Origin of the sequence: Burkholderia sp. AU31624 (assembly GCF_020420065.1) — a bacterium.
In the GTDB taxonomy this organism is placed as follows: Bacteria; Pseudomonadota; Gammaproteobacteria; order Burkholderiales; family Burkholderiaceae; genus Burkholderia.
Window position 1 is genome coordinate 431,912 of sequence record NZ_JAIZRT010000006.1, and the last position, 12,956, is coordinate 444,867.

The window sequence follows — 12,956 nt, forward strand, 5'->3', positions numbered from 1 at the left end:
GATTCCGCGCGTTCCGCGACCGCCGCCGCACCGCCCGTCCTCATGTACCCACCCCATCTCAAAATTACGATTGCAAATGCCTCTCATTTGCATTAAATTGCCGCGCAAATGTACTGTTTGGAACACAGATGCCGGCGCAAGGCCGCCCGCCGTGCCCGAACGCGAACGACACAAAAAGGAAAAGGACGGGTATGAGCAGGAGGAACTGGGCGGCCGCACCGATGGCCATCGTCGTCGGCACCGCCGGCATGGGCGCCGCCGACGCACAGGAGACGGCGCTGCCCGCCATCGAGGTGTCCGCGCAACGCGCGACGGCGCCGTTCCGCACGCGCGAATCGACGAGCGCGACGCGCAGCGAGGCGGACGTGATGGAGATTCCGTTCGCGGTCAGCAGCGTCGATACGAAGCTGATCCAGACGGTGGCCGCCACGCGCGGCGACGATCTGTACGACTGGGTCGCGGGCGTGTCGCGCCAGAACAACTTCGGCGGCCTGTGGGACAACTACGCGGTGCGCGGCTTCGCCGGCGACGGCGGCACGTCCGGCACCGACTACCTGGTCAACGGCTTTTCGTGGAATCGCGGGATGAGCGTGCCGCGCGACACCGTCAGCCTCGAGCGCATGGAAGTGCTCAAGGGGCCGGCGTCCGCGCTGTATGGCCGCGGCGATCCGGGCGGGATCATCAGCTATACGACGAAGCAGCCGCAGTTCGCCCGCGCGAACACCATCGGCGTGTCGGCCGGCAGCTACGGCGCATTGCGACAGACGCTCGATTCGACCGGCCCCGTCACGAAAACGCTCGCGTACCGCTTCGTCGCGATGAACGAGAACAACGGCAGCTTTCGCGACACGGTGTCGAGCAAGCGCTACCTGTTCTCGCCGTCGTTCACGTGGGACATCGGCGCGGACACGACGCTCCACTACGAATTCGAGAGCGCGCGCCAGCGTGCGCCGCTCGATCGCGGCGTGCTGGCGGTCAACGGCCAGCTGGGCGTGATCCCCGCGTCGCGCTTTCTCGGCGAGCCGCGCGACGGCGACTACGACGTGCGCAACACGGGCCATCAGTTCACGCTCGAGCATCGCATCGATTCGAGCTGGTCGATCAATGCCGGCGTCGCGCAACGCAACACCGACTTGTCGGGGCGCTCGTCCGAGGCATTCGCGTTGCAGCCGGACGGCCGCACGCTGTGGCGCCGCTACCGGCAAGTCGCGTTTCACTCGAACGACCTGCAAGGCCGGCTCGAAACCACCGGCACGTTCCGCACCGGCGGCATCGGCCATACGCTCGTGATGGGTGTCGATGCGTACCGCTTCAACTACGACCAGTTCGTCACGCGCTCGACGCCGAGCGCCGCGGCGCCGTATGCGATCGACATCTTCGATCCGGTCTACGGCCAGCCCGCGCCCGCGCTGCGTACCGCGACCAACCTGCTCGAACGCGATAACGGCCAAGGCGTCTACGCGCAGGACACGCTCGCGTTCGGGCCGCACTGGAAGATCCTGGCCGGGCTGCGCTGGGATCGCTTCCACCAGTCGATCGACAACCGCCTGAACGGCGTGACGACGAGCCAGTCGCAGACCGCGGTGAGCCCGCGTCTCGGCGTCGTGTATGAAATGAGCCCCGCGTGGTCGTTCTATGCGAACACCGCGTATTCGTTCCGGCCGAACAACGGCGCGGACGTCGGCGGCAACGCGTTCGATCCCGAGAAAGGCCACGGCTACGAAGCCGGCGCGAAATGGGCGGGCGCGCGCTCGCTCACGACCGTTGCGGCGTTCTACGTGACCAAGCGCAACGTGCTCACCGCCGATCCTGCGAATGCCGGCTTCTCGCGCGCGGCCGGCGAAGTGCGCAGCCGCGGTGTCGAATTCGAATGGAGCGGCGACCTGGGCCACGGCTTGCGCGGCCTCGTCAACCTCGCGTACGTCGATGCCGAAGTCACGCGCGATACGGTGCTGACGCCCGGCGCGCGGCTCGTCGACATACCGCGGCTGAGCGGCAGCGCGCTGCTGATGTACGAGACGACCCTGCCGTTCGCGGACAAGGCCGGCGCCGGCGCCGGCGTGATCTATGTCGGCCGCCGCGCCGGCAACACGGCCAACACGCAGGACGGCTTCGAGCTGCCGGCCTACGCGACCGTCCAGCTCAACGGCTACGTGCAGGTCAACAAGCACCTGCGCGCGTCGGTCGTGCTGAACAACCTGTTCAATCGCACCACCTACGTCAGCTCGTACAACAGCCTGTGGGTCACGCCGGGCGCGCCGCGCAGCCTGTTCGCGTCGCTCGCCTACTCGTTCTAGCGCGGCCGGAGCGGCTGACGCGACGCGCATCGCGCGTCAGCCGCCGACCACGAACCGCGCGCCCAGCGCGAGCAGCAACGCAGGTGGCATCACGCACGCGCCGACCGCGAGGAATGCGCGGAAACCGACCTGCAGCCCTTCGCGCCGGATCGCCGCCAGCCACAGAATCGTCGCGAGCGAACCGGTGATCGACAGGTTCGGGCCAAGATCCACGCCGATCAGAATCGCGTCGACCACCGTTTGCGGGCTGTGCGCGGCGTGGATCGTCGAACTCGCGATCAGCCCGGCGGGCAGGTTGTTGACCGCGTTCGACACCAGCGCGACCGCGGCGCCGGCCACGGCCGCGGCGACGTGCTCGCCGCTTTGCATCAGCATGTGCAGCAGGCCCGCCAGCGCGCGCACCGCGCCGGTCCGGTCGAGCGTCTCGACGACGATGAACAGCCCCGCGACGAGCGGCAACACGCTCCAGGAAATCTCGCGAACGATCGGCACGCACGCCGCGCGATCGCGCATCGCCACGCACGCGACCGTGACGACGCCCGCCAGCGCGGTCGGCAACCCGAGCGGGCGATCGGCGACCGACACCGCCATCAGCACGACGGCCGTTGCGGCGATGCCCGCCAGCGCGATGCGCCCGCCGCGCGTCAGCGGCTGCACCGGCAGCGCGGACTCGCAACGGCCGGACAGCGCACGTCGCTGCACGATCCGCAGCATCACGAACGTGCAGACGATCGACGCGACGGACGGCGCCGCGAAGTGCGCGAGCCAGACGCCGAGCGCCGGCATGTGCGCACCGTACAGCACGAGGTTCGCCGGATTCGAAATCGGCAGCACGAAACTCGCGGCATTGGCGACGAGCGCGCAGCTGTACAACAGCGGCATCGGGTCGGCCTTCGCGCGGCGCGCGGCGGCAAGCACCGCGGGCGTCAGCACGACGGCGGTCGCATCGTTCGACAGGAACACCGTGGTGACGACGCCGACCCCGTAGATCAACGCGAACAACCGCCGCGGCGAGCCCTGCGCGAGATTGACGACATGCGTCGCGACCCAGTCGAACAGCCCCTCGCGACGGGCCGCCTCGGACAGCAGCATCATGCCCGTCAGGAAGAGGTACACGTCGCCGCCTTTCGCGACGGCGTCCAGCGCCTGGGCAGCCGGTAACAGGTTCAACACGACCAGCAGCAGCGCGCCGCTCACGGCCCAGATGGCCTCGGGCCAGCCGAACGGACGCGTGATGACGCCCGCGGTGGCGAGCGCGGAAATCAGCCAGGCAAGCGAAACAGGATTCATGGGTAAGTAGGCGGAGACATGGAAATCGACATCGCCTTCACGACGATGTCGCCGATAGATCGGCGGGCTTGCCGCACACGCGGCCCAGCGAACGCGCATGACCGAGCCACAGCGCGAGCGAGCCCGTCGACACGGCGCCCAGCACGACGAACGCGGACGGATAGCCGAAGTGCTGCGCGAGCACGCCGCCCAGCACGGGACTGAGCGCCGCGCCGATGCCCTGCGCGGTCGCGACCGCGCCCTGCCCGGCATTCACGCGGCCGGAGCCATGCAGCAGGTGAACGACGAGTGCGGGCACGACTACGCTTTGCAGGCCGGCGCCGATGCCGTCGAGCACCTGCACCGGCCACACGCCCGCTTCGCTCAGCCACGCCGCGGCGACCAGCCCGCGCACCGGCAGCACGAGGTACGAGAACAGCAGCACCCGCCAGTAACCGTGCGCGCGAATCAGCCGGGGCGCGAGCCACGCCGCCGCGATCATCACGCACTGTGCGATGACGATCGTCTGGGCGGTGAACGCGCTCGGGTTGCTGCGATGCGTGACGACGACGCCCATCCCGTAGAGCGGCAGCATCGCCGCGTTGCCGAGATGAAACAGCGCGAGCGATGCGCCGAGCAGCACCAGCGGCCGGTTGTCGGCGAGCGTGCGCAGGCCGCCGACGCGCGACGTCGATGCGGACGCCGATGCCGATGCCGACGCATGCGGATGCGCAGCATCCGTTCCCGGTGCGGCACCGGCAGGATCGAGACCCCGTGCGGACGCGTGATCGATCGCGTGCCCGGGAATCGCCAGCGTGCTCGCGATGGCGAGGAGCGTGAATACGCCGACCAGCGCGAACACCGCGTCGAATCCGACATGCCAGCCGAGCCACCCGGCGAGCGCCGCACCGGCGACGTTGCCGGCGTGGTTCGCCATCTGGTTGCGCCCGAACTGCCGGTCGAAACCTTGCCGGCGCACGATGCCGAGCGTCACGCCCGCGGCGGCCGGCGCCAGCACCGCGCCGCTGACCGCCGCCACGACCTGCGACGCCGCCACCGCCGGATAGCCGTGGACGAACCTCATCGCCAGCGACGCGAGCGCCGTCACCGCGGTCGCGACGACGATCAGCGCCCGCTTCGCGTGCACCGTATCGACGAGCGCGCCGGCCAATGGCGTCGCGGCCATCGCGGCGAGCCCGGCCAGCGTCATGACCGAGCCGATCGCATCGGCGCCCCAGCCGCGCGACAGCAGGATGACGCCGATGAACGGGCCGATGCCGGCCTGCACGTCGGCCAGGAAGAAGTTGAGCGCTTCGAGCGCGCGTGCCGCTCTCATGGCCGCCTCACGGTCGCACGATCATTCGGCATCCGCATCGACGAGCTCGGCGATCTCGCTCACGTCGAGCGTCGTGCCGTGCGGCGTGACGACGCCGTGCCCCCACGCCTGCACATGGACACCGGGACGCAGATAATCGTGCAGCGCTTCAGCCGCATGCGGCGGCACCCGCAACGCGACGCCGCTCGTCAGCAACGCGCCGTTCAACTCGCCTTTCGGGCCGTGCAGCGCAAACGCGACTTCGCCGCTCGATTCCAGCGGAGTGCGAGCGGGGTGCGTCGGCTTCGCCGGCGCAGCGTGCGCGGGCCCGTCGTCGACGATGTCGACGCCGTCGCGGCCGGTCAGTTGCACGGCCGCGATCATCTCGGTGCGACGCGGCTTGACGCCCCGCACGCGGATGCGGTCGCCGACCGCGACACGGCGCACCAGTTCGTGGCCCAGATGCGGCGGCACGTGCACCTGCAGGTCGCCGTTCAGGATCAGGCCGTCGATGTCTCCGTGCGGATTGAGCAGGAACTGCGTGACGCGGCCGCGCGTTTCGGGCAGGCAGGCGGGATCGATCCAATGCATGGCAGGACTCCTTTCGATAGATTGAGGAAAAGCGGCGCGCGCTCAGCGCGCGACATCGTCATAGAGATTCACGACATGGCCCGGCGCGCCGAACGCCGTCGCCTGCAGCGCTTCGCCGTAGGCGTTGCGCGTGCCGTAGCCGACCGCGGCCACGCGCTCGCCGGGGACGAGCAGCGCGCCGAATTGCTGGGCGGCCGGAACGGTCAGCTTGACGATCGCGCCGCTGTCGAGCATCACGCCGTCCGGCTCGCCGCGCGGCGCGCGCGTCACGCGGCGCACGACGCCGGACACGCTCAGGCGGGCAAGGTTGACGCCGCGCAGCATGGGCGGCACCGGCGCGACGGGCGCAGGCGGTTGATCGGACAGCGACGCGCCGGTGCCGTCATTGCGGACGACGCGGGCACGGATTTCATCGTCGATGCGTCGTTCGCCGGCGACCGTCACGCGGTCGCCCGTCTTCACGAGTGCCGTCAGTTGCGAACCGAGATGCGGCGGCAGGCGGACGAGCGTGCCGTCGGAGAGCACGAAGCCGTCGACGGTGCCTTCCGGATTGATCGTCAGGCGCGACAGCGTGCCGGACACCAGCGCATTCCGTGCGGTGTCGTTTCCGGGCACGGCAGGCACCAGCGCGCGAGGCCGAGGAGGAGCAGGCGGCGGCATGGCGCCGGCCGGATCTTCCGCGCGCGGTGCGGGCGGCACCTGCGCCACGCTGACCGTTGCGACGGCAACGAGCGCGGCCGCGCAGAGCATGCGAGACGAGCGGCGCACGGCGGCACGGCGCCGCGGCCGCGATCGAACGACAGGCAGGTACGACTTCATGGCGGGCTCCGGCGACGGGTTGCGATGCATCGATATCCGCAATACCCGTGCCAACCCGCGACGCCCCGCGTGGCCGTGCGCCGAACGACGACGCGCGCGAAACCTGTCGGATTTCCCGACACGTCGCGTCGCCGGATGTCGGCATTCCCGACAGTCGAAACGGCGAGACTAGCCTAGTCGCCGCGCTCGATCCCGAGATTCGCCATGCGCGCATAGAGCGACTGGCGGCCGATCCCGAGCTGCCTCGCGGCTTCCGCGCGGTTGCCGTTCGCGCGCTCGAGCGCGCGCAGGATCGCCGCGCGCTCGACCGTCGCCAGTGCATCGGGCAGCGGCATGTCGAGCAGGTGCGCCGGCACCGCATCGGCGTGCGGCTCGCGCGCCGGCCCGGCGGCCAGACCGAGATCGGCCGCGCCAATGGCCGGCCCCGGCGCGAGCGCGGCCGCCCGCTCCATCACGTTGCGCAGTTCCCGCACGTTGCCCGGCCAGCGGTGATCGAGCAGCGCGCGCTGGGCGTCGTTCGTCAGATGCAGCGCGCGCATGCCTGCCGCGCTGCCGAGGAAATGCGCGGCGAGCGGAAGGATGTCGGCCACACGCTCCGCGAGCGGCGGCAGGTGCAGCGGAATGACGTTCAGCCGATAGAAAAGGTCTTCGCGGAACGTGCCGTCCGCGACGGCCGCGGCGAGGTCGCGGTGCGTCGCGGCCACGACGCGAATGTCGATCGCCGTGGCGCGATCCGCGCCGAGCGGCGTCACCTGGCGCTCCTGCAGCGCGCGCAGCAGCTTCGCCTGCATCGCGGCGGGCATGTCGCCGATCTCGTCGAGAAAGAGCGTGCCGCCATCGGCCTCCACGAGCCGCCCCGCACGATCGGCATGCGCGCCCGTGAATGCACCGCGACGATGCCCGAACAATTCGCTTTCGAGCAGGTCGGCCGGGATGGCCGCGCAGTTGACGGCGACGAACGGCCCCGCATGCCGGGCCGATGCCGCATGCAGCACGCGGGCGGCCACCTCCTTGCCCGTGCCCGTCTCGCCGGTCAGGAGCACGGTCGCGTCGCTCATCGCGGCGCGGCCGACCTGCTTCTGCACGTCGCGCATCGCGGCGCTCACGCCCAGCAGCCGCGGTCGGTCCGCCGACGGCTCGCCCGCGAAATCGCTGTCGCCCGGCGCGCGCGCGGGTGGCTGATTCGCCGACACGATGCGTTCGAGCAGTTGCGCGATGTCGCGACGCCCGATCGGCTTCGTCAGGTGATCGAACGCGCCGAGCCGCATCGCTTCGATCGTGTTGTCGCTGGTCGCATGGGCCGTCAGCATGACGACCGGAATCGCGGCCAGCGCGGGATCGTCGCGCAGTTGCGCGAGCACGGCCAGCCCGTCCAGATCCGGCAGGCGGAAATCCAGAAAGATGCATTCGACGCCCCCGCCGTCGCGCAGCGCGCTGAGCGCGGCGCGGCCGGAGGCGGCCTCGACCGCCCGATGACCGAGATCGGCGAGCGTTTCGGCGAGGCTGTCGCGAAAGGCCGCGTCGTCGTCGACTATGAGGATGTTTGCCATGGAATTTCAATCACGAATGCGGCGCCCCCGTCGAGGCGCGCGTGCCCGCCGTGCGCCGCCGCCACTTCGCGGACGACGGCAAGACCGAGGCCCGTGCCATCCGCGCGGCCCGTCACGAACGGCTCGAAAATCCGCTCGCGCTGCGCGGCCGGCACGCCGGGGCCGCTGTCCGACACGGTGAGGCACAGCCAGTCGCGCCCGGCGAACATGCGCCGCTCGGCGGCGAGCGTGACCGCGCCGCCGTCGCCCGCGTGGTGCAGCGCGTTGAGCAGCAGATTGTCGAGCGCCCGCCGCATCTGGTCGGGATCGAAAGCAGGACGATCCGACGGCCATGCCAGCCGTTCGCCCTGCCCCGCGAGCGACAGCGTCAGGTCGATCGCTTGCCGCTGCGCCAGCTCGCGGTGCGCGTCGACGACCTGCGCGAGCCAAGCGTCGACGTCGACCCGTGTCGCATGCGGGCGCACCGGCTGCGTCAGCGCGAGCAGGCTCGACAATTGCCCATCGATGCGCTCGATCTGCGCGAGGATCACGCGCAGCGCGTCCTGCTGCCGCCTGCCATCGCCGGCCAGCGCGTTTTCCGCCTTCAGCCGCATCGCGCCCATCGGATTGCGAATCTCGTGCGCGACCTGCGCGGCGAGCTTGCCCAGCATGCCGAAGCGTTCGGCCTGCGCGAGGCGCGTGCGCAGTTCGTCGGCCTGCTGTTGCAGCAGGTTCGCGCGCCGCGCCCGCTCGTTGAACGCATCGATGACGCGGTCGAGATCGGGCTCGCCGACGTACGGCAGATGATGCGCGCGACCGTCGGGGCCCAGCCCGCTCTCGATCCGCGCGAGATTGCGCTTCCATCGGCGCAGCGCCACGGCCAGCGCCGCCGCGATCGCCAGAATCACGGCGAGGACGGCCGCGAGGCCCGTGGCCAGCAGCTCGCCGTGCCGGCCCAGCGGCGGGCGCGCACGCGTCAGCATCCACACGTACAGGCCCGATCCGCCGCGTACCGGGCAGGCCGCCGCGATCACGGCATCCTGCGCACCTTCGACGACGTTCGCGGTCGCGGCATGCGTCGCCGCCGCGGCGCGCAGCGTGCGAAGGATCAGCGGCGTTTCCGCTTCCGGTACATCGTGTTTGACGCCGCTGCCCTGGTAGGTGGGAAAGGAATACGCGAGAAAGCCGCTCGCCGCAGGCGCGGCGCCGGGCATCCAGAACCCGCCTTCCATGTCGGGGGCGCGGGAGAGCACGATGTCGAGGATCGCATGCATCAGCTCCGGGGCGGGCCCGGCGCCCGGCGACGCGGAAGACGCGCTGTAACGCGACGCGACCGCTTCGCAGGCCGACGCGCCGGCGGCCTTCGCGCTCGCGACCTGCTGACTCTCGGCGGAACTCGCGGTGATCCAGACGACCGCGACCAGCGTCGCGCACAGCGCCGCGACGAGTGCCCAGAGCATGACGAGTTGGGTGGAAAACGACGGACGCTTCATCGGATCGGGCTGGCGGCTGAGGACGACAGCATAGCGTATCGCCTGTCGCGCGAAGCCGCCACGATCGCCATGCAGCGCACGGGCGTCCTGCCGGGCCGGCGGCACCGGCTCCCCCGGAAAGCCGGGCGAAGGCCTCGGGCGCTGGACGGCCTTCCGTCCAGCGTCCAGCCCGACGTTTCCCGTCGAGCCCCCATGCGCGTCGTTTCCGTTCGCACCTTGCTGCACCCGCTCCGGCCGCCGCAAGTCATGCCATCCCGAACGCAGACGACGACAGCGGCGGGAAGCGGCGGCGACCGCGCAGGATGCGCGTCGGGAGCGGGCGGGTCAATGACGCGTTATCTGGCAACGGCCGCGTCAGCCCGCGACGCGGGGAATCCTCGCCCCCAATCGGCGTGCGATTCGATTCGCCGCGTTGAACGTCGACCGCGCGGCGTGCGCGGCGCAATCGGTTTTCGGCCGGCGCGTTGGCCGCGTCGGCCGCCTCTCCCGTCAGCGTGCGTCCACGGGCACGGCAGCGCGCTTCGCCACACCGTCCCGCTCGATCCGCTCGATCCGCTCGACGATACGAACGAGCCGAATGATGTCGGTCAGCGCGAAATCGGCCGCATCGGGCCGCGGCCTGCCGCACTGGTCGGCCATGCGCGTCGCGAACGCGAGCGCTTCGGCACGCTCGCGCAGCAGCGCGCGCAATGCATCCGCGATCACCTGCCGGTCGCGCGGGTCAGCCAGGCCCAGCACGGAACCGTCGTCCGGCATCGCGAACGGCCCGGCCGCCAGCACGGCCACCTCCGGCACGCGCATCGTGTTTCGTTCCATGGTCTTCCTCGTTGTCGACTCGCGACCGACCGGCGCGTCACCGCCGGTTCGACCGCGACACCACGTCGATCCACACCGCCAGCACCAGCACGGCGCCCTTGACGATCATCTGCCAGTACGCGTCGACGTCCAGCATCGACATGCCGTTGTCGAGGCTCGCCATCACGAGCGCGCCGATCAGCGCGCCGTAGACGGTGCCCGACCCGCCGCGCATCGACGTGCCGCCGATGAAGCACGCGGCGATCGCGTCGAGTTCGCCCATCGAGCCGGCGGACGGCGACCCGGCAGCGAGCCGCGCCGTGTTCACCAGGCCGGCAAACGCACACATCAGCCCCATCAGCGCGAAGATCGCGAGCTTCACGCGGTCGGTGTCGACGCCCGACAGCCGCGTCGCCTCCAGGTTGGAACCGACGGCGTAGATGCGCCGCCCGAACACGGTCTGCGTCGCGATCCACGAGAACACGCCGAGCAGCACGAGCAGCAGCAGCACGGGCACCGGGATACCGCCGTAACGGTCGAGCGTCGCGACGAACGCGAACAGCACCGCGCCCGCGCCGACGACCTTCGCGACGTCCTGCCACCGCGGCGCGACCGCGAGCCGGTAGCGCCGCCGCGTCGCGCGCTGCCGCACCACCAGCAGCAACACGAGCGCGAACAGCAGGATCGCGAGGCCGTCCCCCGCCAGGCGCGGCAGATAGCCCTGCCCGATGAACACGAAGCCGTCCGATACCGGCGCGATCGTCGAGCCGCCCGTCACGCCGAGCAGGATCCCGCGGAACGCGAGCATCCCGCCCAGCCCGACGATGAACGACGGCACGCGCCGGTAGGTCGACCACCAGCCGTTGAACAGCCCGATCAGCACGCCGAGCGCGAGCACGGCCGGGATCGTCGCCGCGACCGGCCAGTGGCGGTTGACGTCGAGGATCGCCGCGACGCCGCCGAGCAGCCCGAGCAGCGAGCCGACCGACAGGTCGATCTCGCCCGCGATGATGACGAACACCATCCCGCACGCGAGCATGCCGGTGATCGACATCTGCCGCAGCAGGTTCGAGACGTTGCGCGGTGTGACGAACGCGCCGTCCGTCAGCACCGAGAAGAATGTCCAGATCACGACGACCGCCAGCAGCAGCGCGAGCAGCTTGTAGCGCGCGAAGATCTGGCGAAGCGGCAGCCGCGCCGTGCGGCCGGCGGAACGCTGCGCGTCGGCATCCGGCGTCGCCGGGGTCGAGGAAGAAAGTTCGGAATTCATGTCGCGCTCATTGCGGTGGGTTCGGTGGACAGTCGCGCGGGCTTCAGCGCGGCGCCGAGAATCTGTTCCTGCGTGAGGCCGTCGTTGATGAAATCGCCGCGCAACTCGCCTTCGCCGATCACCAGCACGCGATCGGCCAGCCCGAGCACCTCGGGCAGCTCCGACGACACGACGATCAACGCGACGCCGCGCTTCGCCAGCGCGAAGATCAGCCGGTAGATCTCCACCTTCGCGCCCACGTCGACGCCGCGCGTCGGCTCGTCGAGGATCAGCACCTGCGGCTCGGCCAGCAGCATCTTGGCGAGCACCGCCTTCTGCTGGTTGCCGCCCGACAGGCTCGCGATCGGCAGGAACGGATGCGCGGCGCGCACCGACAGCCGCTGCATCTCGGTGCGGATCGCATCGAGTTCAGCGGCCGCGTCGATCCGCCCGCGCGCCGCGAAGCGCCGCAGCACCGCCAGCGTGATGTTGTGGCCCACGCCGAGCTGCGGCACGATGCCGTGGCGCTTGCGGTCCTCGGGCACCATCGCGATCCCGGCGCGGATCGCATCGGCCGGCGAGCGGATCGACAGCACCCGGCCGTTCATCAGCACGGTCGCCGCGCACGCGCCCGGATACGCGCCGAAGATCGCCTGCATCAGCTCGGTGCGGCCCGCGCCCACGAGCCCGGCGACGCCGAGGATCTCGCCGCGCCGCACGCTGAACGACACGTCGTCGACCCGCTTGCGGCGCGCGTTCGTCACGTCGCGACAGGTCACGTTCCGCGCTTCCAGCACGACCTCGCCGATCTCGTGCGGCTCGCGCGGATACAGGTCGCGGATCTCGCGGCCGACCATCATCGCGATGATGCGGTCGGTGGTCAGCGCGCGCATCGCCTCGGTGGCGACATGACGGCCGTCGCGAATCACGGTGACCGTATCGCAGACGGCCGCGACCTCGTCGAGCTTGTGCGAGATGTACACGCACGCGACGCCGCGCCGCTTCAGGTCGCGCACGATGTCGAGCAGGATGCGCGTTTCGGCGGCGCTCAGCGACGACGACGGTTCGTCGAGGATCAGCAGCTTCGCGTCCTTGTTCAACGCCTTCGCGATCTCGATCAACTGCTGGTGGCCGCCGCCGTAGTTCATCACCGGCTGCGCGACGTTGATCGAGTCGATCCGCAATTCGCGCAGCAGTTCCTCGGCGCGCCGGACCATCGCGGCGAAGTGCATGCGCCCGCCCGGCAGCGTGATCTCGTTGCCGAGGAAGATGTTCTCGGCCACCGACAGTTCGGGCACGAGCATCAGCTCCTGGTGGATGATCACGATGCCCGCCCGCTCCGTGTCGCGCACGCCGGATGCCGCGAGCGGCGCGCCTTCCCAGCGGATGTCGCCGTCCCACGTGCCGTGCGGATAGACACCCGACAGCACCTTCATCAGCGTCGACTTGCCCGCGCCGTTCTCGCCGCACAGCCCGACGCATTCGCCGGGCCGCACGGTGAGATCGATGCCGTCGAGCGCTTTCACGCCGTCGAAGGTCTTGACGATGCCGCGCATCGTCAGCAAGGGTTCCGTCATTCGTTCTTGCCTCGCAGTCAGC

The 12,956-nt window shown here is 70.4% G+C and carries 10 protein-coding genes; 1 reads left to right on the forward strand and 9 read right to left on the reverse strand.

What is annotated here, in order from left to right; all coding sequences use genetic code 11:
- Positions 1–191: 191 nt before the first annotated feature.
- Positions 192–2,297: a TonB-dependent siderophore receptor gene (locus tag LGM89_RS23770; protein ID WP_226274065.1), complete on the forward strand. Its 2,106-nt coding sequence runs from the start codon at positions 192–194 to the stop codon at positions 2,295–2,297.
- A 36-nt stretch (positions 2,298–2,333) separates the two neighbouring features.
- Here LGM89_RS23770 and LGM89_RS23775 read toward each other — a convergent pair whose 3' ends face one another.
- From LGM89_RS23775 to xylG, 9 genes are all read right to left on the reverse strand, one after another.
- A complete protein-coding gene (locus tag LGM89_RS23775; RefSeq protein WP_226274066.1) occupies positions 2,334–3,587 on the reverse strand; it encodes an arsenic transporter in 1,254 nt (417 codons plus the stop codon).
- Positions 3,588–3,624: 37 nt separating this feature from the next.
- Positions 3,625–4,902 (reverse strand): MFS transporter, encoded by a 1,278-nt coding sequence (locus LGM89_RS23780; protein ID WP_226274067.1) that lies wholly within the window; start codon positions 4,900–4,902, stop codon positions 3,625–3,627.
- A gap of 21 nt (positions 4,903–4,923) precedes the next feature.
- Complete coding sequence (locus LGM89_RS23785) at positions 4,924–5,472, reverse strand: hypothetical protein (protein ID WP_226274068.1); 549 nt, start codon at positions 5,470–5,472, stop codon at positions 4,924–4,926.
- A 42-nt stretch (positions 5,473–5,514) separates the two neighbouring features.
- On the reverse strand, positions 5,515–6,087 hold the full coding sequence (locus LGM89_RS23790) for a hypothetical protein (protein ID WP_226274069.1): 573 nt from the start codon (positions 6,085–6,087) through the stop codon (positions 5,515–5,517).
- 377 nt (positions 6,088–6,464) lie between these two features.
- Positions 6,465–7,841, reverse strand: a complete 1,377-nt coding sequence (locus LGM89_RS23795) for a sigma-54-dependent transcriptional regulator (RefSeq protein ID WP_226206059.1) — start codon at positions 7,839–7,841, stop codon at positions 6,465–6,467.
- Positions 7,823–9,313, reverse strand: coding sequence for a sensor histidine kinase (locus LGM89_RS23800; RefSeq protein WP_226206057.1), 1,491 nt, complete (start codon positions 9,311–9,313; stop codon positions 7,823–7,825). Before LGM89_RS23800 ends, LGM89_RS23795 begins: the two co-directional genes overlap by 19 nt.
- Positions 9,314–9,802: 489 nt before the next feature.
- Positions 9,803–10,129 (reverse strand): hypothetical protein, encoded by a 327-nt coding sequence (locus tag LGM89_RS23805; RefSeq protein WP_226274070.1) that lies wholly within the window; start codon positions 10,127–10,129, stop codon positions 9,803–9,805.
- Positions 10,130–10,166: 37 nt separating this feature from the next.
- On the reverse strand, positions 10,167–11,378 hold the full coding sequence (locus LGM89_RS23810) for a sugar ABC transporter permease (RefSeq protein WP_226274071.1): 1,212 nt from the start codon (positions 11,376–11,378) through the stop codon (positions 10,167–10,169).
- A complete protein-coding gene (gene xylG / locus LGM89_RS23815) occupies positions 11,375–12,934 on the reverse strand; it encodes a D-xylose ABC transporter ATP-binding protein (RefSeq protein ID WP_226274072.1) in 1,560 nt (519 codons plus the stop codon). The genes LGM89_RS23810 and xylG overlap by 4 nt, the downstream gene beginning before the upstream one ends.
- Between the last annotated feature and the right edge of the window lie 22 nt (positions 12,935–12,956).

Excerpts from the sequence above, each read along its gene's own strand:
- LGM89_RS23770 (WP_226274065.1), top strand. The coding sequence starts at position 192 with ATGAGCAGGAGGAACTGGGCGGCCGCACCGATGGCCATCGTCGTCGGC.
- LGM89_RS23775 (WP_226274066.1), bottom strand. The coding sequence starts at position 3,587 with ATGAATCCTGTTTCGCTTGCCTGGCTGATTTCCGCGCTCGCCACCGCG.
- LGM89_RS23780 (WP_226274067.1), bottom strand. The coding sequence starts at position 4,902 with ATGAGAGCGGCACGCGCGCTCGAAGCGCTCAACTTCTTCCTGGCCGAC.
- LGM89_RS23785 (WP_226274068.1), bottom strand. The coding sequence starts at position 5,472 with ATGCATTGGATCGATCCCGCCTGCCTGCCCGAAACGCGCGGCCGCGTC.
- LGM89_RS23795 (WP_226206059.1), bottom strand. The coding sequence starts at position 7,841 with ATGGCAAACATCCTCATAGTCGACGACGACGCGGCCTTTCGCGACAGC.
- LGM89_RS23800 (WP_226206057.1), bottom strand. The coding sequence starts at position 9,313 with ATGAAGCGTCCGTCGTTTTCCACCCAACTCGTCATGCTCTGGGCACTC.
- LGM89_RS23805 (WP_226274070.1), bottom strand. The coding sequence starts at position 10,129 with ATGGAACGAAACACGATGCGCGTGCCGGAGGTGGCCGTGCTGGCGGCC.
- LGM89_RS23810 (WP_226274071.1), bottom strand. The coding sequence starts at position 11,378 with ATGAATTCCGAACTTTCTTCCTCGACCCCGGCGACGCCGGATGCCGAC.
- xylG (WP_226274072.1), bottom strand. The coding sequence starts at position 12,934 with ATGACGGAACCCTTGCTGACGATGCGCGGCATCGTCAAGACCTTCGAC.